Annotated in this window: 19 protein-coding genes; 12 read left to right on the forward strand and 7 right to left on the reverse strand. The window is 62.3% G+C overall.

Features of this window, described 5'->3' with window-relative positions; genetic code table 11:
• Nucleotides 1-5: 5 nt before the first annotated feature.
• From EJ075_RS26450 to recJ, 3 genes are all read left to right on the forward strand, one after another.
• A complete protein-coding gene (locus EJ075_RS26450) occupies nt 6-1,319 on the forward strand; it encodes a homoserine dehydrogenase (protein ID WP_126106356.1) in 1,314 nt (437 codons plus the stop codon).
• Nucleotides 1,320-1,460: 141 nt separating this feature from the next.
• Entirely contained in the window at nt 1,461-2,444 is a 984-nt protein-coding gene (glpX, locus tag EJ075_RS26455) for a class II fructose-bisphosphatase (protein WP_126106357.1), read from the forward strand.
• A gap of 61 nt (nt 2,445-2,505) precedes the next feature.
• On the forward strand, nt 2,506-4,290 hold the full coding sequence (gene recJ, locus EJ075_RS26460; RefSeq protein ID WP_095485411.1) for a single-stranded-DNA-specific exonuclease RecJ: 1,785 nt from the start codon (nt 2,506-2,508) through the stop codon (nt 4,288-4,290).
• A 399-nt stretch (nt 4,291-4,689) separates the two neighbouring features.
• On the opposite strand, the gene EJ075_RS26465 is transcribed toward recJ, so the two are convergent.
• The 3 genes from EJ075_RS26465 to folE all read right to left on the reverse strand — a co-directional run bounded on the left by EJ075_RS26465 (nt 4,690) and on the right by folE (nt 6,985).
• Nucleotides 4,690-5,658, reverse strand: coding sequence for a patatin family protein (locus tag EJ075_RS26465; protein ID WP_126106358.1), 969 nt, complete (start codon nt 5,656-5,658; stop codon nt 4,690-4,692).
• 84 nt (nt 5,659-5,742) lie between these two features.
• Nucleotides 5,743-6,213 carry a phosphoribosyl-AMP cyclohydrolase gene (hisI, locus tag EJ075_RS26470; protein ID WP_095485409.1) on the reverse strand — a complete coding sequence of 157 codons (471 nt, stop codon included), beginning with the start codon at nt 6,211-6,213 and terminating at the stop codon, nt 5,743-5,745.
• A gap of 136 nt (nt 6,214-6,349) precedes the next feature.
• Complete coding sequence (gene folE / locus EJ075_RS26475; RefSeq protein ID WP_126041635.1) at nt 6,350-6,985, reverse strand: GTP cyclohydrolase I FolE; 636 nt, start codon at nt 6,983-6,985, stop codon at nt 6,350-6,352.
• Between the two features lie 241 nt (nt 6,986-7,226).
• On the opposite strand from folE, the gene EJ075_RS26480 reads away from it, so the two are divergent.
• Nucleotides 7,227-7,673 (forward strand): iron-sulfur cluster assembly scaffold protein, encoded by a 447-nt coding sequence (locus EJ075_RS26480; RefSeq protein WP_126106359.1) that lies wholly within the window; start codon nt 7,227-7,229, stop codon nt 7,671-7,673.
• Here EJ075_RS26480 and EJ075_RS26485 read toward each other — a convergent pair.
• Nucleotides 7,670-8,584 (reverse strand): LysR substrate-binding domain-containing protein, encoded by a 915-nt coding sequence (locus EJ075_RS26485; RefSeq protein ID WP_126106360.1) that lies wholly within the window; start codon nt 8,582-8,584, stop codon nt 7,670-7,672. The genes EJ075_RS26480 and EJ075_RS26485 overlap by 4 nt on opposite strands.
• A gap of 342 nt (nt 8,585-8,926) precedes the next feature.
• Here EJ075_RS26485 and yidD point away from each other — a divergent pair, with 342 nt between their 5' ends.
• From yidD to EJ075_RS26515, 6 genes are all read left to right on the forward strand, one after another.
• Entirely contained in the window at nt 8,927-9,298 is a 372-nt protein-coding gene (gene yidD / locus EJ075_RS26490; RefSeq protein ID WP_126106361.1) for a membrane protein insertion efficiency factor YidD, read from the forward strand.
• A gap of 135 nt (nt 9,299-9,433) precedes the next feature.
• Nucleotides 9,434-10,267 (forward strand): class D beta-lactamase, encoded by an 834-nt coding sequence (blaOXA, locus tag EJ075_RS26495; protein ID WP_126106362.1) that lies wholly within the window; start codon nt 9,434-9,436, stop codon nt 10,265-10,267.
• Nucleotides 10,268-10,437: 170 nt separating this feature from the next.
• The gene (thrS, locus tag EJ075_RS26500; protein WP_126106363.1) at nt 10,438-12,414 is read left to right on the forward strand and encodes a threonine--tRNA ligase; all 1,977 of its coding nucleotides are present in this window, start codon (nt 10,438-10,440) and stop codon (nt 12,412-12,414) included.
• 231 nt (nt 12,415-12,645) lie between these two features.
• A complete protein-coding gene (locus EJ075_RS26505; protein ID WP_095485403.1) occupies nt 12,646-13,032 on the forward strand; it encodes a hypothetical protein in 387 nt (128 codons plus the stop codon).
• A complete protein-coding gene (locus EJ075_RS26510; protein ID WP_126106364.1) occupies nt 13,029-13,553 on the forward strand; it encodes an RES domain-containing protein in 525 nt (174 codons plus the stop codon). Before EJ075_RS26505 ends, EJ075_RS26510 begins: the two co-directional genes overlap by 4 nt.
• Nucleotides 13,554-13,641: 88 nt before the next feature.
• A complete protein-coding gene (locus EJ075_RS26515; protein ID WP_126106365.1) occupies nt 13,642-14,580 on the forward strand; it encodes a GNAT family N-acetyltransferase in 939 nt (312 codons plus the stop codon).
• Between the two features lie 51 nt (nt 14,581-14,631).
• Here the strand turns inward: EJ075_RS26515 and EJ075_RS26520 are convergent, their stop codons facing one another.
• Nucleotides 14,632-15,597, reverse strand: a complete 966-nt coding sequence (locus EJ075_RS26520; protein WP_126106366.1) for a hypothetical protein — start codon at nt 15,595-15,597, stop codon at nt 14,632-14,634.
• A gap of 159 nt (nt 15,598-15,756) precedes the next feature.
• On the opposite strand from EJ075_RS26520, the gene EJ075_RS26525 reads away from it, so the two are divergent.
• Complete coding sequence (locus EJ075_RS26525) at nt 15,757-16,341, forward strand: nitroreductase (protein WP_126106367.1); 585 nt, start codon at nt 15,757-15,759, stop codon at nt 16,339-16,341.
• Complete coding sequence (locus EJ075_RS26530; protein WP_126106368.1) at nt 16,342-16,947, forward strand: flavin reductase family protein; 606 nt, start codon at nt 16,342-16,344, stop codon at nt 16,945-16,947.
• Between the two features lie 14 nt (nt 16,948-16,961).
• On the opposite strand, the gene EJ075_RS26535 is transcribed toward EJ075_RS26530, so the two are convergent.
• Entirely contained in the window at nt 16,962-17,843 is an 882-nt protein-coding gene (locus EJ075_RS26535; protein WP_126106369.1) for a CoA ester lyase, read from the reverse strand.
• Between the two features lie 3 nt (nt 17,844-17,846).
• On the reverse strand, nt 17,847-18,299 hold the full coding sequence (locus tag EJ075_RS26540; RefSeq protein WP_095485396.1) for a MaoC family dehydratase: 453 nt from the start codon (nt 18,297-18,299) through the stop codon (nt 17,847-17,849).
• Between the last annotated feature and the right edge of the window lie 7 nt (nt 18,300-18,306).

Raw genomic sequence — 18,306 nt, forward strand, 5'->3', positions numbered from 1 at the left:
CGGACATGGCTGAAGCGTTGCGTGTTGGAATTGCCGGTCTCGGCACCGTCGGCGCGTCGGTGGCGCGTGTGCTGCGCGACAAGGCGGCGGAACTGACGCGGCAATGCGGCCGCGAGGTCGTTGTGGCAGCCGTTTCGGCCCGCGATCGCAAACGCGACCGCGGCGTCGATCTTGGCGCGGCCAAGTGGTTCGACGATCCGGTAGGAATGGCGCAGACCGCCGACATCGATGTCCTCGTCGAGCTGATCGGCGGCGACGAGGGGCCGTCGCGCTCTTCCGTGAAAGCGGCGCTTGAAGCCGGCCGCCACGTCGTCACCGCCAATAAGGCCCTGCTCGCCAAGCATGGCGTGGCGCTGGCCGAGATCGCTGAGAAGAAGGGCGTGCTGCTCAATTACGAGGCGGCGGTGGCGGGCGGCATTCCGGTCATCAAGACGATGCGCGAGGCGATGGCCGGCAATTCGGTAACCCGTGTCTTCGGCATCCTCAACGGCACCTGCAACTATATCCTGACCCGCATGGAAGCCGAAGGCCTGTCGTTCGACGCCTGCCTGAAGGACGCGCAACGGCTGGGCTATGCCGAGGCCGACCCGACCTTCGACATCGAGGGCCACGACACCGCGCACAAGCTGTCGATCCTGACCAGCCTTGCCTTCGGCACGAGGATTGCCGCCAACGACATCTACATGGAAGGCATTTCCAACATCAGCCAGGCCGACATCCGAGCGGCCGGCGATCTCGGCTACCGGATTAAACTGCTCGGCGTCGCCCAGCGCACGGAAAGCGGTATCGAACAGCGCGTGCACCCGACCATGGTGCCGACAGCCTCGGTCATCGCGCAGGTGCACGGCGTCACCAATGCGGTGGCCATCGAAACCGACATCCTTGGCGAGCTTTTGCTCTCCGGTCCCGGTGCCGGCGGCAATGCCACCGCATCGGCAGTGGTCGGCGACATTGCCGACATCGCCAAGAGCCGGCCCGGTTTCCAGCACGGTCCGGTCTTCGGCCTGCCGGCGAAGGAATTGCGACCTTACAAGAAGGCGCAGATGCGCAGCCATGCCGGCGGCTATTTCATCCGGCTGACCGTGCATGACCGCATCGGCGTCTTTGCCGCCATCGCCAAGCGCATGGCCGACAACGACATTTCGCTGGAATCGATCGTGCAGCACGCCGCCGGGCCGGATACCGCTTTGCAGAAGACGGTCATCCTCGTCACCCACGAGACGACAGAAGCTGCGGTGCGCAAGGCCGTCGAAGGCATAACTAAGGACGACCATCTGACCGACAAGCCTCAAGTCATTCGCATCGAGCGGGCAGAGTAGAGATTTACGCTTTCCTTTCAATCGATTGATATCGTTGTGTTTTCAAAAAAGACCCGCTCAGGTCTTGCTGTTGTCATGGAGCTTTGACACAACCAGCGCGCCTCTGGCGGGAGGCAATGCACCAACGAGGATTGTCCACCGATGAACGTTGCCCAGAACATCGTCGCCGGCCTTGACCGGATACTCACCATGGAACTGGTGCGTGTCACCGAACGCGCCGCGGTTGCGGCGGCCAGGCTGCGCGGACGCGGCGACGAAAAGGCCGCCGACCAGGCCGCAGTCGACGCGATGCGCGAGGAGCTCAACCGTCTCGCCATCAACGGCACGGTGGTGATCGGCGAGGGCGAGCGCGACGAGGCCCCGATGCTCTACATCGGCGAAGAGGTCGGCTCCGGCAAAGGCCCGGCGGTCGATATCGCGCTGGATCCGCTCGAAGGCACGACGATCTGCGCCAAGAACCTGCCCAATGCGCTGGCCGTCATTGCCATTGCGGAAAAGGGCAGCCTCCTGTTCGCGCCCGACGTCTATATGGACAAGATCGCCGTTGGCCCGGGATATGCGGACGGTGTCATCGACATCGATGCCTCGCCGGCCGAAAACATCGCGAGCCTGGCCAGGGCCAAGGCCGTGGCGGTGTCGGAGATCACCGCCTGCATCCTCGACCGGCCGCGCCATGGCGCGCTGATCGAAGCGGTGCGCGCCACGGGCGCTGCGATCCGGCTGATCGGCGATGGTGACGTCGCCGGCGTCATCCATACCACCGATCCGGATGAAACCGGCATCGACATCTATCTCGGCACCGGCGGCGCGCCGGAGGGCGTTCTGGCAGCGGCAGCGTTGCGCTGCACCGGCGGCCAGATTCTGGGAAGGCTGATCCTCGACACGCCGCAAAAGGTGGAGCGCGCGGCCAAGATGGGCATTTCCGACCCGAAGCGGGTTTATCGCACACAAGACATGGCGCGCGGCGATGTGCTGTTCGCCGCAACCGGCGTGACCGACGGCAACATGCTGGCCGGCGTCAAGTTCGGCCGCAATTCCATCACCACGCATACGATCGTGCTGCGCTCGTCGTCACGAACCGTGCGCGAGATCAAAGCAAGGCACCAGGATCTGGAAAAGTTTTGATTCCCGACTCGGCTAGCCGTCGCATATTGTGAGAAATGACAATCCGCAGACGGCGCGTCGCATGACGGGCGAAAACCGTATCTTCCTCGATGTAAGGCAGTCGGCCACTGGTGTTTCCTGGGAACACCGGCTGACCGAGCGGCAGGACATGACCGCGCTTGCCATAGCGCAAGGCTATGGCGTGCCGGACATCGTCGCGCGCGTCCTTGCCGGACGCGGCGTGACCGCCGAGCAGACCGAGCGGTTCCTTGATCCGACCATCCGCGACCTTTTGCCGAACCCGGCGTCGCTGACCGACATGGACAAGGCCGCCGCCCGGATCGCCGCGGCAATCGTTGCAAGGGAAAGGGTGGCGATCTTCGGCGATTACGATGTCGATGGCGCGGCCTCCTCGGCGCTGCTCAAGCGGTTTCTCACACATTTCTCGGTGCCATCGGAGATCTACATACCGGACCGCATCTTCGAGGGGTACGGCCCCAATCCGGAGGCCATGCGCGAACTCGTCTCGCGCGGCGCGACGCTGATCGTTACCGTCGATTGCGGCACCAATAGCGCCGTTTCCATCGACGCGGCGAAGGCTGCCGGCGCCGATGTCGTGGTGCTCGACCATCACCAGCTAGGCGGCCCGTTGCCGGCGGCGGTAGCGGTTGTCAATCCCAATCGCGAGGACGACCTTTCGGGGCAGGGCCATCTTTGTGCCGCCGGCGTCGTCTTCCTGGCTCTGGTGCAGACGGCGAAGATCCTGCGCGACCGGCTGCCGGATGCCGCACCGCCGGACCTGCTTGGCTTGCTCGACCTCGTGGCGCTGGCGACCGTTTGCGACGTGGTGCCGCTGACCGGCGTCAACCGCGCTTTCGTGGTCAAAGGGCTGCAGATGGCACGCCAGCAAAGGAACGAAGGACTGGCGGCGCTGGCGCGGGTCTCGCGCATCGGCGAGCCGGTCAGCACCTTCCATCTGGCCTATCTGATCGGCCCGCGCATCAATGCCGGCGGGCGCATCGGCGATGCAGCGCTCGGCAGCCGCCTGCTCGCGACCGACGATCCCGTCGAGGCCCGCACCATCGCCGAGACGCTGGACCGGCTCAATCAGGAACGGCAGCAGATGGAGCTGGAAATGCTGGCCGCGGCACGGGTGGAGGCCGATGCCGAGCTTGCCGGCGGCAATGGACCGGCCATCGTCGTCACCGCCAGCTCCAATTGGCATCCGGGCATCGTCGGCCTGCTGGCCTCGCGGCTCAAGGACCATGCGCGCCGGCCCGCTTTCGCCATCGCCTTCAACGCCAACGGCGTCGGCACGGGCTCAGGCCGTTCGGTGTCGGGCTTCGACCTTGGCCGGTTGGTGCGCGAGGCGGCCATTGCCGGGCTGATCGTCAAAGGCGGCGGCCATGGCATGGCAGCCGGCATCACGGTGGAGCGGGCGAAACTTGGCGCGCTCCGGGCCTTCTTCGAGGAACGAGCGGCGGCCGACGTGTTCCGGCTGCAAGGTGAGGAAAGCCTGGCGATCGACGGTGCGCTGGCCGCCGAGGGTGCAACGCTCGGCCTGCTCGATGCATTGGAGAAAGCCGGCCCGTTCGGCGCCGGGCATGTCGCGCCGATCTTCGCGCTGCCGCGCCATCGCCTTGCCGATGCAAGGCCGGTCGGCACCAATCACATCCGCGCCGAGTTGCAGTCGGAAAGCGGCGGCCGCATCCAGGCGATCGCCTTTCGCGCCGTCGATACGGCGCTCGGCGAATTCTTGTTCAAGAACAGGGGCAAGCCGGTGCATGTCGCCGGTTCGCTGTCGGGCAATCACTGGAACGGCAACCGCACGGTGCAGTTCCGCATCGTCGATGCGGCACGCGCCTGAGCGTTGTGAGCCGACTTAGGTCCTTAGCGCAGAAGTTTTGACAGGCCGGACGTGCTTGTATTGGCGATCGCATGCCTTGGAGATTAGCCGAAACGCCCATCGCTTCGTCATCCTGGGGCGGAGCAAGGAGCGAAGCGACGCGGCGCAGACCCCAGGATCCATGCCATGACATTGGAACGCCGCCACTGCGCAGAATTCTGCTCCGCTGTACTCTTTGACTAGCGTTACGGCATGGATCCCAGGGTCTCCGCGACGGAGCTTCGCTCCTGCTTCGCCCTGGGATGACGAAGTTGGGAAGGCTTCGGCCAATCTCCAATGTCGGCGATAGTCGACCCAGACGAACGGCGAAAATCCTGCCTGCCAACAGCCTGCAACCTGCCAAACACCTATGCCGACGAGCTAGGCCAGAACCGTCTGCAGCCGGGTCAACTCGCTGATCTGTGCCATCGTAACCTGATAGCCGATGCGGATCGCCTCGTCGGCGCGGTGGAATTCGGTCAGGCCGATATGGCTGAGCTTAGGCTGCAGCGACATATCGGGCGGGTCGCCGGCAAGTCGTGCACGCGAAATGCGGTCCTGGATGATGTTGAAGGCCTCGACCATGACGCCGGTGATGCCGAGCCGTGTTTGGTACTGGTGCGCTGCGTCGAACAGGCCGGGCCTTGGCGCATCCTTTTCGACGACCAGTTCGCCGGCGCTGTGCTTGATGACGGCGGCGCGGCCGAACAGATCGTAGTGAAGGTTCACCGCGACCACGAGCGGCTGCTCGTAGGCGCGGCAGACCGAGACCGGCACTGGATTGACCAGCGCGCCGTCGACCAGCACGCGGCCATTGCAAGTGACCGGTTCGAACACACCGGGCAGTGCATATGAGGCGCGCATGGCGGTGATCAGCGAGCCGCCCGACAGCCAGATTTCATGGCCGGTGCGGATTTCCGAGGTGACGCAGACGAAAGGCTTGGGCAGATCCTCGAACCGGATGCCGGCCATATGCTCGCGCAGCCGTGCGTCGAGCTTCATGCCGCCGAACAGGCCGCTGCCGCGCAGATTGAGATCGAGAAGACCAAAAATGCGCCGCTTGGTCAGGCTTCTGGCGAATTCTTCCAGCTCATCCAGCTTGCCGGCAAGATAGCAGCCGCCGACCAGCGCGCCGATCGAGGTGCCGGCGATCATCGACACTTCGATGCCGGCTTCGTCAAGCGCGCGCAGCACGCCGATATGAGCCCAGCCGCGCGCGCAGCCGCCGCCCAATGCCAGCGAAATGCCTGTTTTCTTGGCGGGGCTCGTTTCGGATGCGCCGGCGGACGATGACAGGCCATTGGCCTCTCGAACGTCCAGTCGGTTGCGCGATGACGCCCATTCGAGCATCACAATCTCCCTTGTCCGACTGCCAACATAGAGGCTGGCAGTATCGAAATCATGAATATACGTGGTTGCAGGCCGGCGAATGGTTCATTTGGATGGTTCACGGGGCTTTCGATACATTTCTTCCGCATCGAACAGCGGCTTGCTGCCGTCGCTGGCAAGCGTCCCCTTGCCGTCGATCAGTCCCACCGTCCGATAGAAGCAAGAACGCCGGCCGGTGTGGCAGGTTGCGTCGTGGCCCATCACTTTGACGCGCAACCATATGGCATCCTGGTCACAATCCGTGAGCATCTCGACGACGGTCTGGACGTTCCCGGACGTTTCGCCCTTCTTCCACAGAGCGCTGCGCGAGCGCGACCAGTAATGAGCGATGCCGGTTTCCAGCGTCAGCGCCAGCGCTTCGGTGTTCATATGCGCGACCATCAGCAGCATTCCGTCTTCGGCATCCGTAACGACGACGGTGACGAGGCCGCTGGCATCGAAGCGCGGCGAAAAGACCGTGCTTTCTTCCAGTGCCTTCTTGTCTGATGGAGCTTTCGGAAATTCCACTGCCGACATCGCCGGTCCTTGTTCAGAGCCTCGCCCATTCCGATAGGATCGGAATGGGCGAGGCTCTGTCTTGTTGTTTGGCCATGATCCTGTCCGAGAACCGGTTCCCACTTTCCGGTATCATGGCTAGCGACCGCGGGGGTCTTCAGCCCCTGCCGCCACGCACCATGGTGACGAAACGGACCTGTTCCTCGGGCGTGTCCTTGAAGACACCGGTGAAGGTCGACGTCAGCGTAGTGGAGCCCTCCTTGCGGATGCCGCGCATGGCCATGCACATATGCTCGGCTTCGAGCATGACGGCGACGCCGCGCGGATTGAGCACATCCTGGATGACGCCGGCAATCTGTGCGGTCATTGCTTCCTGGGTCTGCAGGCGCTGGGCGAAGATATCGACGACGCGCGCGATCTTGGACAGGCCGACAACCTTGCCGTCCGGCAAATAGCCGACATGCGCCTTGCCGATGATCGGCACCATGTGGTGCTCGCAATGCGAATGGAACGTTATATCCTTGACCAGGACGAGGTCGTCATAGCCGGCGACTTCCTCGAAAGTGCGGCCGAGTTCCTCGGCCGGGCATTTGTCGTAGCCGCCGAACATTTCGCGATAGGCCTTCACCACACGCTTTGGCGTATCGACCAGGCCCTCCCGGTCCGGGTTGTCGCCGGCCCAGCGCAACAGCGTGCGAACCGCGGCCTCGGCTTCGGCTTCGCTCGGCCGGTCGGTGACCGGCTTTTCCAGATAGGCGGAGGGGGGCATGAATTTCTTGATGACGGCATCCATAAAGGCGTCTCCCGTAGTTCCTCTCTCAGGAGGAACGAGTTGAACGGACCACGACCTTTCGGGTGTTAGAAACGTGCCCAGTTTCCAGCCCGTAAGCGGCGTGAACATGTTTGGGCAAAAACGAAGGCCTTGGATTACCTTGTCGATGCCCGAATACCACCATTATATATGATCGTGTCGAGCGAAAGGAAGACCGTCAGCGGCAATCGCTGTTCGCTCGGCGGCGACGGATTGGAAAAATATGATCGACGATGTCTACAATGCGAAAATTCTGGGATTTGCCGGGAATATCGCGCGGATCGGCCGGCTCGACCATCCCGACGCAACCGCGCGCGCGCATTCCAAGCTGTGCGGCTCGACCGTGACCGTCGATCTGAAGATGGATGACGGCGTTGTCACCGATTTCGCCCATGACGTCAAAGCCTGCGCGCTTGGCCAGGCGTCGTCCTCGATCATGGCGCAGCATGTCGTCGGCGCCAGCGCGGATGAATTGCGCAGCGTTCGCGAGACGATGCTGAAGATGCTGAAGGAAAACGGCGCGCCGCCGGAAGGCCGCTTCGCCGACCTGAGATATCTCGAACCGGTGCGCGACTATAAGGCCCGCCATGCCTCGACCATGCTTACCTTCGATGCCGTGGTCGACGCGATCGGCCAGATCGAGAAGAAGCGCGCCGAACAGGCAGCCTAAATACCCTCCAGAGAACGCCTGCTTTCGGCAAATTCGACCCGGACCCATTCGGCGAACGCCGCAGCCGGTTCGGATAGGTTGCGCAGGCTCCTGGCAACCAGCCAATAGGCGCCGCAAACTATGTCGGTGCCGAATGGCTTGATCAACGCACCGGTCGCCAGTTCCTCCTTGGCTAGCAGAAGGTCAGCCAGCGCAACGCCGTGCCCCAGCAAGGCGGCCTGCTTCGACAGCGACGCGTCCGCCAGCAACGGGCCACGCTCCGGCATCTCATCCGCGGCTACGCCTGCTGCCTCGAACCAGCGAGCCCAGCTCTGCCGATTTTCTTCATGCAGCAAGGTGTAGCGCCGCAGGTCGGCCGGGCTTTCCAGTGCCGGATCGGCCGCGGAAAGAGCCGGCGACAGCACAGGCGAATAGATGACCGAAGCAAGGCATTCCGCCTCGCTGCGCGGCCATGACGTGCTGTGGGCGCTGAAGCGCAGAGCGAGTTCGGCCTGATCGCTGCGGAACTCGATCAGGCGCGGGTCGACGTCGAGGGAAATGTCGATATCCGGCCGCAGCTCGCGAAATCGATTGAGCCGCGGCACAAGCCAGGATGCGGCAAGCGAAGGCTCGACGCTGACGCAGACCACGGATTGGGCCGGCGTCGCCATCATTTCCGAAAGCAGCCCATCGATTGCGTCGAAACTTCTGACGAGTTGATCGAGCAAGCGCCGGCCGGTGTCGGTAAGTTCGACGCGGCGATGGTGGCGCACGAACAAGGGCTGGCGCAGGAACAGCTCGAGTTCGCGGATCTGACGGCTGATCGCCGCTTGGGAGACAAAGAGCTCGTCGGCCGCCCGGCTGAAGCTCAGCTGCCTGCCGGCGGCTTCGAAACTCCTCAATGCTGTCAGGGGAAGGCGCCCGCGCTTCATTTGCATAATCTCAAGTTATCCGAGGTGGAAACTATACTCGTTTGAGGATGAAGGCCAGCAGGGGTCAAATCGACACTCAAAGGAGATGCGGCCATGATCCAGTTTCTGAGCATTTTTGGCGATGTCATCCGGGTCGCGACATTTCAAGCGCGTGGCGCGAGGCCGCCATATGCCGGACGCTGCGAAGAGAGCGCGGCTGCTCGCTGCATATCTTGGCCGATCGGTATCCCGCCCGCCGTCCAAGCGCCTGAGGCGGACAACAGGGCGGTGATCAGAAGGGGATTGCGTTCTCTGGTCGAAGTCCACATCTATCGTGCAAGGAAACGCGATGCGGAGAATGCGGTGCGCGACCAACATGGGCATGCGCATGTCGCCAGGTCGCTCCAGCGCGGGCGCAACTGGCCCGGCCCGTGGCGCAAGACGCCCGGTCGCCTGCTGGGCACATCGCTCGTGCGCTTTTACCAACTGACGCTGTCCGGTTTTGTCGGCAATTCGTGCCGGCACCTGCCAACCTGCTCCGAATACGCGCATGAAGCGATCGCCCGCCACGGCCTGTGGGCGGGTGGCTGGATGGGGCTTTTCAGGGTGCTGCGCTGCGGACCGTTCGGCACGCATGGTATCGACCGGGTGCCGGAAGTGCTGGAAGACCGTTATGTCTGGTTCACGCCCTGGCGGTATTGGCGGATCGGAAAAAAGCGTGACCCGGAAGACTGATGGCGGTAGGGGCGTGGGCAATCGGGCAGATCTTTACGATTTGCTAAGCTTGACCGCATCTTGCGCATTTAAGACAAAATCGAGACAAGACGCCTCGCTAAGCCGCTCCTGACCTGCCTCAGGAGAGATTGCCAAATGCGCCAGATAGACCGCCGTCCATTCGTCTTCGCCTTGGTTCTCTATCTTCTGGCCTGGTTTTTGGGCTTTCCGATCCGCGCTCAATCCGAGCCGCAGAACGACGTTGAATGCACGCTGATCCTGGATGCTGCAAGCGGCGAAACGCTGTATCGGCAAGGGGTTTGCGACCAGCGCTTCAGTCCCGCCTCGACTTTCAAGGTCCCATTGTCGCTGATCGGCTATGATGCGGGAATCCTAATCGACGAGCACACGCCGGCATGGGACTACAAGCCGGAGTTCAATGCGGTGAAGCGGGACCAGAAAACCGTCGACCCGACGATCTGGGAGAAGGACTCGGTGCTGTGGTTTTCGCGGGAAATCACCCGCCGGCTCGGCAGCGAGCGCTTTGCCGGCTACGTGTCGAAATTCGACTACGGCAACACGGATGTTTCTGGCAACGCCGGCAAGAATGATAGCCTCACCCGGTCCTGGGTGAATTCTTCCCTCAAGATTTCGCCGGTCGAACAGGTGAATTTCCTGCGTCGGCTGCTTGACCGCAACCTGCCGGTTTCGGACAAGGCCTTCGCGATGACCAAGGCGATCTTGCCGACCTTCCAGGCAGGTGGCTGGACGGTGCAGGGCAAGACCGGGAGCACAAGGCTTCGCAACGACGCCGACAAGGTGAGGGATGACCGCTCGCTTGGCTGGTTTGTCGGCTGGGCGCAAAAGGATGGCCGCAAGATCGTCTTTGCCCGCCTTGTGGTCGACACGAAACGATCGGACACGCCCAAGGGCCCTCAGACGCGTGCGATGTTCCTGAAAGAGCTGCCGAATCTCATCAAACAAGACTAAGTGATCCACCACCCGCCTTTACGACGCGGGAATCTGCCCATAAAAGACTGCCGCCGGACGCATCCGGCTTTTACTTTTATGCATGTGGTCGCCCCAAAACCGCTACGCACTTTTGGGCGACATGCATTTCACCACCCGCGCTCGTTTGCGGGACTGGATAGGAGAACTCTATGCTGAATTCCGTTTCCCTGACATTTCCCGATGGCTCCGTCCGCGACTATGAAGCCGCGATGACCGGCGCCGGCCTGGCGGAATCGATCTCGAAGTCGCTGGCCAAGAAGGCCGTTGCCTACGCGATCGATGGCGTCGTGCGCGATCTTTCCGACCCGCTCGGCAAGTCCGGCAAGATCGAGATCATCACCCGCGAAGACCCGCGCGCGCTGGAGCTTATCCGCCACGACGCAGCACACGTGCTGGCCGAGGCCGTGCAGGAATTGTGGCCGGGTACGCAGGTGACCATCGGTCCGGTGATCGAGAACGGGTTCTACTACGACTTTGCCCGCAACGAGCCGTTCACGCCCGACGATTTCCCGGTGATCGAGAAGAAGATGCGCGAGATCATCGCGCGCAACAAGTCGTTCACCAAAGAGGTGTGGTCGCGCGAGAAGGCGAAGAAAATCTTTGCCGACAAGGGCGAGCGCTACAAGCTCGAGCTGATCGACGCCATCCCCGAAGATCAGGATCTCAAGATCTATGCGCAGGGCGACTGGTTCGACCTTTGCCGCGGCCCGCATATGGCCTCGACCGGCCAGATCGGCAACGCCTTCAAGCTGATGAAGGTGGCCGGCGCGTACTGGCGCGGCGATAGCAACAACCCGATGCTAACGCGCATCTACGGCACGGCCTGGGCCGATCAGGCGCAGCTCGACGCCTATCAGACCATGCTGGAGGAAGCCGAAAAGCGCGATCACCGGAAGCTCGGCCGCGAGATGGACCTGTTCCATTTCCAGGAAGAGGGGCCGGGCGTCGTCTTCTGGCACGCCAAGGGCTGGAGGATGTTCCAGAACCTGGTCAACTACATGCGCCGCCGCCTCGACGAGCAGGGCTATCAGGAGGTCAACGCGCCGCAGGTTCTCGACAAGAGCCTGTGGGAGACGTCGGGCCACTGGGGCTGGTACCGGGACAATATGTTCAAGGTGACGGTTGCCGGCGACGACACCGACGACGACCGGGTGTTTGCGCTGAAGCCGATGAACTGCCCCGGCCACGTCCAAATCTTCAAGCACGGGCTGAAGTCCTACCGCGATCTGCCGGTAAAGCTTGCGGAATTCGGCAATGTGCATCGCTATGAGCCGTCCGGCGCGCTGCACGGGCTGATGCGCGTGCGCGGCTTTACCCAGGACGATGCCCACATCTTCTGCACCGAGGAACAGCTCGCCGACGAGTGCATCAAGATCAACGACCTGATCCTGTCGACCTATGCCGATTTCGGCTTCGACGAAATCACCGTCAAGCTGGCGACCCGCCCCGAAAAACGGGTCGGCACCGATGCGATGTGGGATCATGCCGAGGGCGTGCTGCAGGACGTGCTCGACAAGATCGCGGCGCGGTCGGGCAACCGGATCAAGACGGGCGTCAATCCGGGCGAGGGCACGTTCTACGGGCCGAAGTTCGAATATGTGCTGAAGGACGCCATTGGCCGCGACTGGCAATGCGGCACCACGCAGGTTGATTTCAACCTGCCGGAACGGTTCGGCGCCTTCTACATCGGCTCCGATTCGGAAAAGAAGCAGCCGGTGATGGTGCATCGCGCCATCTGCGGCTCGATGGAGCGCTTCCTCGGCATCCTGATCGAGAATTATTCGGGTCATTTCCCGCTGTGGTTCGCGCCGCTGCAGGTGGTGGTGGCGACGATCACCTCAGATGCCGACGATTACGCGCAAAAGGTCGTCGCGCAGCTGAAGGCGGCCGGACTGTTGGCGGAAGCCGATCTTCGCAACGAGAAGATCAACTACAAGGTCCGCGAGCACAGCCTGGCCAAGGTTCCGGTTATCCTCGTCTGCGGCAAGCGCGAGGCGGAGGAGGAGACGGTCAACATCCGCCGGCTCGGCTCGCGCGACCAGGAATCGCTTGGCCTTGGGCAGGCGGTGGCAATGCTTGCCGAAGAGGCGGTGACGCCCGACCGCAAGCGCAAACGGGCGGCCTAGACCTGGCTCTAATGGCGCATCCCTGTCGGTAGTGAGCTGGCGAAGCTCACGCCGACAGGGTTGACGTAGCAGACGCTTCGTATTTGGCATTTCGAGAAGGCGAGAATTCCGTCGCCGTTGATGGCTACTTTCTTTGATCTGAGCGCTGACCGAGGCAATCGGCACTTGATATGCAAAGAGATGTGCACATATTGTGCAGACAAGTGTCATCACAAGCGCTGGAGAAGACCGATGACAATCGCTCAGAATACGCAGGCCGCCATGGTGTCGGGCTTCGTGGAGAGCCTTCAGGAACCTCGCACACCTTACATTTCACCAAAACGCTTTTCAAAAGCGCTTGGTGTCCAGGTGACGAACCTGGCCGATCTGACGGGTGTTCACCGAAACACGCTTCGCAATCCGGCCTCTGAGCGACTGCAAAGCCGGATGCGCGAAATGATCAAGGCGATCACGGCCGCGGCGACGCTCACCGGAGATATTAGCAAAGCAATTTACTGGTATCGAAACGAGCCGATCGCCGAATACGATCACAAGACCGCAGCCGAATTGGTGGCCGAAGGGCATTTTGAAGCAGTGTTGAGCTATCTCCGCGACTTGGAAAACGGCGCGCGCGGATGAAGCTCGTCCGCATTGGGCCGGACGAGGTCTTCCATCGCTACCTGACGCCGAGATGGGCATATGTTCCGGTAAGCGGCGCCGGTGCGGCGATTGACGGAGGTAGGTTCAATCGACCCGGGATCGAAGCGCTTTATCTCTCGCGCGCGCCGCAGACGGCTCTCGATGAATATCGCCAGGGAGCTTCAATTACTCCGCCAGCGACACTAGCGGCCTACAAGGTCACGTTGGATCAGGTGGTAGATTTGTCGACGGGGTATGATCCCCTCATCTGGGGTCCCGAATGGGCGGAATGGGATTGTAAATGGCGTCTTATCGCGCGTATCGACAAGAAGACGCCGCCATCGTGGAAACTCTCCGACATACTGATCACGGCCGGTTGCCGCGGCCTGCTTTTTCCTTCGCTTCAGCATGCGGGAGGCACCAATCTCGTCATATTCAGCGCCAATCTGACGGCCGACGACAAGGTAGATGTGCATGATCCAGATGGTCGGTTGCCGCGCGATCAGTCGTCGTGGCAATGATGGCTTCATGGCGGTTGGGCGATCCCCCGCCATTTTCACATGCCCGCCATTTCACATGCTTGTCACGCCAGCCTTGTAACGAGCCCTCATGCTCAAGCTGAAGATGCGCGAAAGACCGTTTCCCGAGCTTTCCTATGCCAGTCCGCATCAGCCGGCATTGACGCGCTGGTTCATCCATTCCATCGAAGGCCTGTCCGGCCGCGATCGTTTCGCGGCGCTCTATGATTTTTGGCGCCGCCATGTGGTGCCGACCGACGAGCGCGTGTTCAGCCGCATGCTGGAACTGATCGACGTCCGGGTGCGGACCGCCGGCCAATGGCCGCCGGCAAACCTGCCCGGCACGCCGTTGGTGATCGTCGCCAATCATCCGTTCGGCATCGGCGATGGCATTGCGGTGCTCTCGCTGGCCGAGCAGCTTCAGCGCCCGTTCCGTGTCATGATCCACAAGGATCTGCTCAAGATCCGCGAGATGGAGCCCTATTCGCTGCCGATCGACTTTTCCGAGACCAAGGACGCGCTGAAGAACAACATGGCGGTGCGCCATGAGGCGGTGCGGTTGCTGAAGGAGGGCGTCATCATCGTCGTCTTCCCTGCGGGCGGCGTCGCCACCGCGCCGAAAGGTTTTGGCCGGGCGCGCGATCTGCCATGGAAAATGTTTCCGGCCCGTCTCGTCCAGGATGCCAAGGCATCGGTTATCCCAATGCATTTTTCCGGTCAGAACGGCCGGCTGTTTCACCTGGTCAGCGGACCGATGAATATGGCTGAGCGTGACGGGCGCGTGGCGAAGTTCGTCGGCAGGGCTTCGCTGACGCTACGTACTTCGCTGCTCATCCACGAATTCGCGCGGCTGTCCGGCAAGTCAATCGACGTGCGCGTCGGCGACGTGCTGGGATGGGACGAACTGGAGCCGCTGCGCGACCGCAAGGCTTTGCTCGACCGCCTCCATCGTGGCGTTTTCGATCTGGCGCCCACCGAATCGCGCGGCCGCGGCCAGTTCCTGCCGCGACGCATGCGCAAGGCGGCCTGATCGGCAAACCATGCGGCGGATCCTAAACTTGGACGGCAGTGTCCGGGCCGTTCAGTCTGCGCCTTCTTGGGGATCGATCGCCGAGGCTTCCGTGGCGAGAACCTCGATTTCCTGGTTCTGCCCGGCCACGACCGTAAAATCCTTCTGGTAGATGCGGTCGCGGTTCTTGGCGATGATGGTGTAGTCGCCCTCGGCAAGCACCATCGAAGCAAAGGCGCCGACGGTTTCCTTGATGGGATCGCCGGATTCGTTGAGCAACGACCAGGAGGTGTCGGCAATCGCCTCTCCACCCGGCTCGCGTACTAGCTTCATGGTCATCTCCGCCGCACGATGCTCGACGGCCGCTTCGGTCAGCTTGCCGGCCTCGACGCGGATGTCAGAGCGGATGACCGCATTCACCGAGCCATAGGTCGAGACGACGTGGTAGACGCCCGCGTTCAGCCGCACGACGCTGTTCGGCTCGACGTCGGGTATGATCAGGGCGCGATCGTGATTGGCTTCGGCCTGGCCCTCATAGATCGAAAAGCGCAGTTTCTTCGGCGGTATGCGCACCCCGCCCGACAGCACGGCATCGAGCTTGAGTCCGCCGGCATCGAGCACGAGGCTTTCGCGCTTGGCGTCCTTGCCGACGGTGATGCGCTTGGTGGCGCCGGCCCGGCCATAGGAGGCATGAACCAGATAGCTGCCGGGCTCGAGCTGAAACACCGCGCTGCCGCCATGGGCGGAGGCGACCATCGGCAGCTTGCCGTCGCCAGTGGGCTCAGGCTTGAAGACGCGCCAGACGATGCCGCGCGTGATGTCGGCGCCCTTGTCGGTCAATTGCGCCGACAGCGTGATCGCCCCACTGCTCCCCAGTGCCAGCGATGTCTCGCTTTTCGGAGGTGCGTAGCTCGAAATTCCGGGAAGCTTCAGATCGCCGAGGCCGTCCACATCCTGCGCGACGGCAAGCGAAACCGGCACCATCAACAGTGCGGCAGCGAGCAAGATCAGGAAAAGACGGAATGTCCCCTCAAACATGCCTTGCGTTGAAGCCCAAGGCGGTGGCAATTTCAAGGCTTAAGAGTCCGATCAGCTTCTGCTAGAGAACTCTTTGTCCGGCGCGCCGCGCCAATGCCCGAGCCGCCCGATGTCCCGATGGTGCGCTTCAGCTCAAATTCCACCAGGAGACTAGCGCCCATGGCGTCGCCGATCATCGACTTTCTGCTGACCCGAAATTCCGCACCGATCCCGGAATTGAAGGAACCGGCGCCCAGCGACGCTGACATCTCGACGATGATTGCCGCTGCCTCGCGGGTGCCGGACCACGGCCGCCTCGAGCCTTGGCGCTTCATCCTCTACCGGGGCGAGGCACGCGTCGAGATCGGCAAGAAGCTGGCAGCACTTGCCGAACAGCGCGAAGGGCCGCTGCCGGAAGGCCGCCGCAGCCAGGAACTGGCGCGTTTTTCACGCGCGCCGCTGGTGATCGGCGTGGTGTCGAGCCCGAAGGACAACCCAAAAATCCCGCAATGGGAAATGTTCCTGTCCGGCGGCATGGCGGCGATGAACCTCATGATATCAGCCAATGCGCTGGGCTATGGCACCAACATGATCAGCAATTGGTATTCCGATGTGCCGGAGGGCAGGGCGATCCTAGGGCTGGCGCCGCACGAGCGCGTCGTCGGCTTCGTCCATGTCGGCTCCTATCAAGGGCCGGCGCCGGAGCGGCCGCGGCCTGATCCGGCAAAACTCTATGCCGATTATGCCGGGCCTTGGGTCGGCTGAATGTTTTACGAGCCGTCAAAAGGTCACGGGCTGCCGCATGACCCGTCCAAGGCGATCGTGGCGCCACGGCCGATCGGCTGGATCTCGACGGTGAACAAGGCCGGCAAGCTCAACCTCGCTCCTTATTCCTTCTTCAATGCTTTTTCGACGCGACCCTTCATCGTCTGGTTTTCGTCCGAAGGCGAGAAGGACAGCGCCACCTTCGCCGAAGAGACAGGCGAGTTCGTCGCCAATCTCGTCAGCCGCGATCTCGCGGAAAAAATGGTCCGCACGGCGGTCGATGCGCCGCGCGGCGTCAGCGAATTCGACTATGCCGATCTCGCCATGGCGCCGTCGCGTCTTGTTGCGCCGCCCCGCGTGGCGGCAGCGCCGGCGGCGCTTGAATGCCGGGTGACGGAGATCTTGCGGCCAAAGGCGCTGGACGGGACGACGAGCGCCGTCGTCGTTGCCGGCGAAGTTGTCGGCGTGCATATCGACGACGCATTCCTGAACGACGGCATGTTCGATATCGTCAGGGCGGGCAATGTCGGCCGTCTCGGCTATATGGACTATGCCAGCGTCAGCGAGATATTCTCGATGCGCCGGCCTCGTTGGGGAAAAGATTAGGGCTGGGGAAAAGACTAAACAGAGATTCCTGCCGCTCTGGCTCGCGCCAGAAGCCGCTCGGCCAGCTTGAGATGCGGCCGGTCGTACATCTTGCCGTCGATGCCGACCACGCCGGGATTTCCAGCCGCTTCGAATGCGGCAATGATCGCCATGGAGTGTTTCACCGCCTCGGTCGACGGCGTGAAGGCGGCGTTGATGACCGGCACCTGTGTCGGATGGATCGCCATCTTGCCGGTAAAGCCGTCGCGCTCTGCCTTGGCGCATTCCGCCTCGAAGGCCGCCATGTCGCGAAAACTGGGAAAAATCGTGTCGATCGCCGCGACTTCCGCAGCACTTGCGGCGAGGATGGTCATGGTGCGGGCGAAACGGAACACATCGGTGTAGCGGCCGTTCTCGTCGCGCGCCGTGCGCGCACCGATCGCGGCCGATAGATCTTCCGCGCCCCAAGTGACGCCGACGAGCCGCGCACTTGCGTTGGCGTAGGTCGCAGCCGCCAGCACGCCAGCGGCTGTTTCGGTGATGATTGGCAGGATTTTTATTGCACCATCGGGCAGCCCGCCTTCGGCCTCGTGCACCCTGAGTTTTGCCGAGAGATGCTGGACATCCTGTCCGCTGTTCGACTTCGGCAGCATGATGCCGTCGGGCTTTGCCGGAACTAGTGCCGCCAGATCGTCGTCCGGCAAGCCGGTCGAGAGATCGTTGATGCGTATATAGACCGCGGACTTGGTTTGATGCCGTTGTTCGGTGATGAAGCGTGCGGCGATGTCGCGTGCCAAAGCCTTGTTTTGTGACGCGACCGAATCCTCGAGATCGACGATGACCACGTCGGCGCCGGCGCCAAACGCCTTTTCCAGCTTCTTTTCGGAATCGCCGGGAACGAAGAGCAACGAACGCATCGGTCAGGCCGCTTTTTTCATCATCATCGCCTGCCTTGTGCATTTGGCGACGAGCACATCGTTCTGGTTGTAGGCGCGGTGCTCGAACTCGACGATGCCACGGTCCTGCTTCGACTTGGAGTCGCGCACCGACACCACCGTGGTCTCGACGCGGATGGTGTCGCCGTGGAACACCGGATGCGGAAACACCGTCTCCTTCATACCGAGATTGGCGATGGTGGTGCCGACGGTGATGTCGTTCACCGAAATCCCGATCATCAGGCCGAGCGTGAACAGCGAATTGACCAGCGGCTTGCCCCATTCGCTCTTAGCAGCGAAGTCGAAATCGATGTGCAGCGGCTGCGGATTCAGCGTCATTACCGAAAACAGCATATTGTCGCTTTCGGTAACGGTTTTACGCAGCGTGTGCCGGAAGACATGGCCGACGACGAACTCTTCCAGATAAAGCCCGGCCATGGTCGAT

The organism is Mesorhizobium sp. M6A.T.Cr.TU.016.01.1.1 (genome assembly GCF_003952585.1).
Taxonomy (GTDB): domain Bacteria; phylum Pseudomonadota; class Alphaproteobacteria; order Rhizobiales; family Rhizobiaceae; genus Mesorhizobium; species Mesorhizobium mediterraneum.

Coding starts and splice junctions, on each gene's coding strand:
- EJ075_RS26450 (WP_126106356.1), top strand. CDS start 6: ATGGCTGAAGCGTTGCGTGTTGGAATTGCCGGTCTCGGCACCGTCGGC.
- glpX (WP_126106357.1), top strand. CDS start 1,461: ATGAACGTTGCCCAGAACATCGTCGCCGGCCTTGACCGGATACTCACC.
- recJ (WP_095485411.1), top strand. CDS start 2,506: ATGACGGGCGAAAACCGTATCTTCCTCGATGTAAGGCAGTCGGCCACT.
- EJ075_RS26465 (WP_126106358.1), bottom strand. CDS start 5,658: ATGCTCGAATGGGCGTCATCGCGCAACCGACTGGACGTTCGAGAGGCC.
- hisI (WP_095485409.1), bottom strand. CDS start 6,213: ATGTCGGCAGTGGAATTTCCGAAAGCTCCATCAGACAAGAAGGCACTG.
- folE (WP_126041635.1), bottom strand. CDS start 6,985: ATGGATGCCGTCATCAAGAAATTCATGCCCCCCTCCGCCTATCTGGAA.
- EJ075_RS26480 (WP_126106359.1), top strand. CDS start 7,227: ATGATCGACGATGTCTACAATGCGAAAATTCTGGGATTTGCCGGGAAT.
- EJ075_RS26485 (WP_126106360.1), bottom strand. CDS start 8,584: ATGAAGCGCGGGCGCCTTCCCCTGACAGCATTGAGGAGTTTCGAAGCC.
- blaOXA (WP_126106362.1), top strand. CDS start 9,434: ATGCGCCAGATAGACCGCCGTCCATTCGTCTTCGCCTTGGTTCTCTAT.
- thrS (WP_126106363.1), top strand. CDS start 10,438: ATGCTGAATTCCGTTTCCCTGACATTTCCCGATGGCTCCGTCCGCGAC.
- EJ075_RS26505 (WP_095485403.1), top strand. CDS start 12,646: ATGACAATCGCTCAGAATACGCAGGCCGCCATGGTGTCGGGCTTCGTG.
- EJ075_RS26510 (WP_126106364.1), top strand. CDS start 13,029: ATGAAGCTCGTCCGCATTGGGCCGGACGAGGTCTTCCATCGCTACCTG.
- EJ075_RS26515 (WP_126106365.1), top strand. CDS start 13,642: ATGCTCAAGCTGAAGATGCGCGAAAGACCGTTTCCCGAGCTTTCCTAT.
- EJ075_RS26520 (WP_126106366.1), bottom strand. CDS start 15,597: ATGTTTGAGGGGACATTCCGTCTTTTCCTGATCTTGCTCGCTGCCGCA.
- EJ075_RS26525 (WP_126106367.1), top strand. CDS start 15,757: ATGGCGTCGCCGATCATCGACTTTCTGCTGACCCGAAATTCCGCACCG.
- EJ075_RS26530 (WP_126106368.1), top strand. CDS start 16,342: ATGTTTTACGAGCCGTCAAAAGGTCACGGGCTGCCGCATGACCCGTCC.
- EJ075_RS26535 (WP_126106369.1), bottom strand. CDS start 17,843: ATGCGTTCGTTGCTCTTCGTTCCCGGCGATTCCGAAAAGAAGCTGGAA.
- EJ075_RS26540 (WP_095485396.1), bottom strand. CDS start 18,299: ATGGCCGGGCTTTATCTGGAAGAGTTCGTCGTCGGCCATGTCTTCCGG.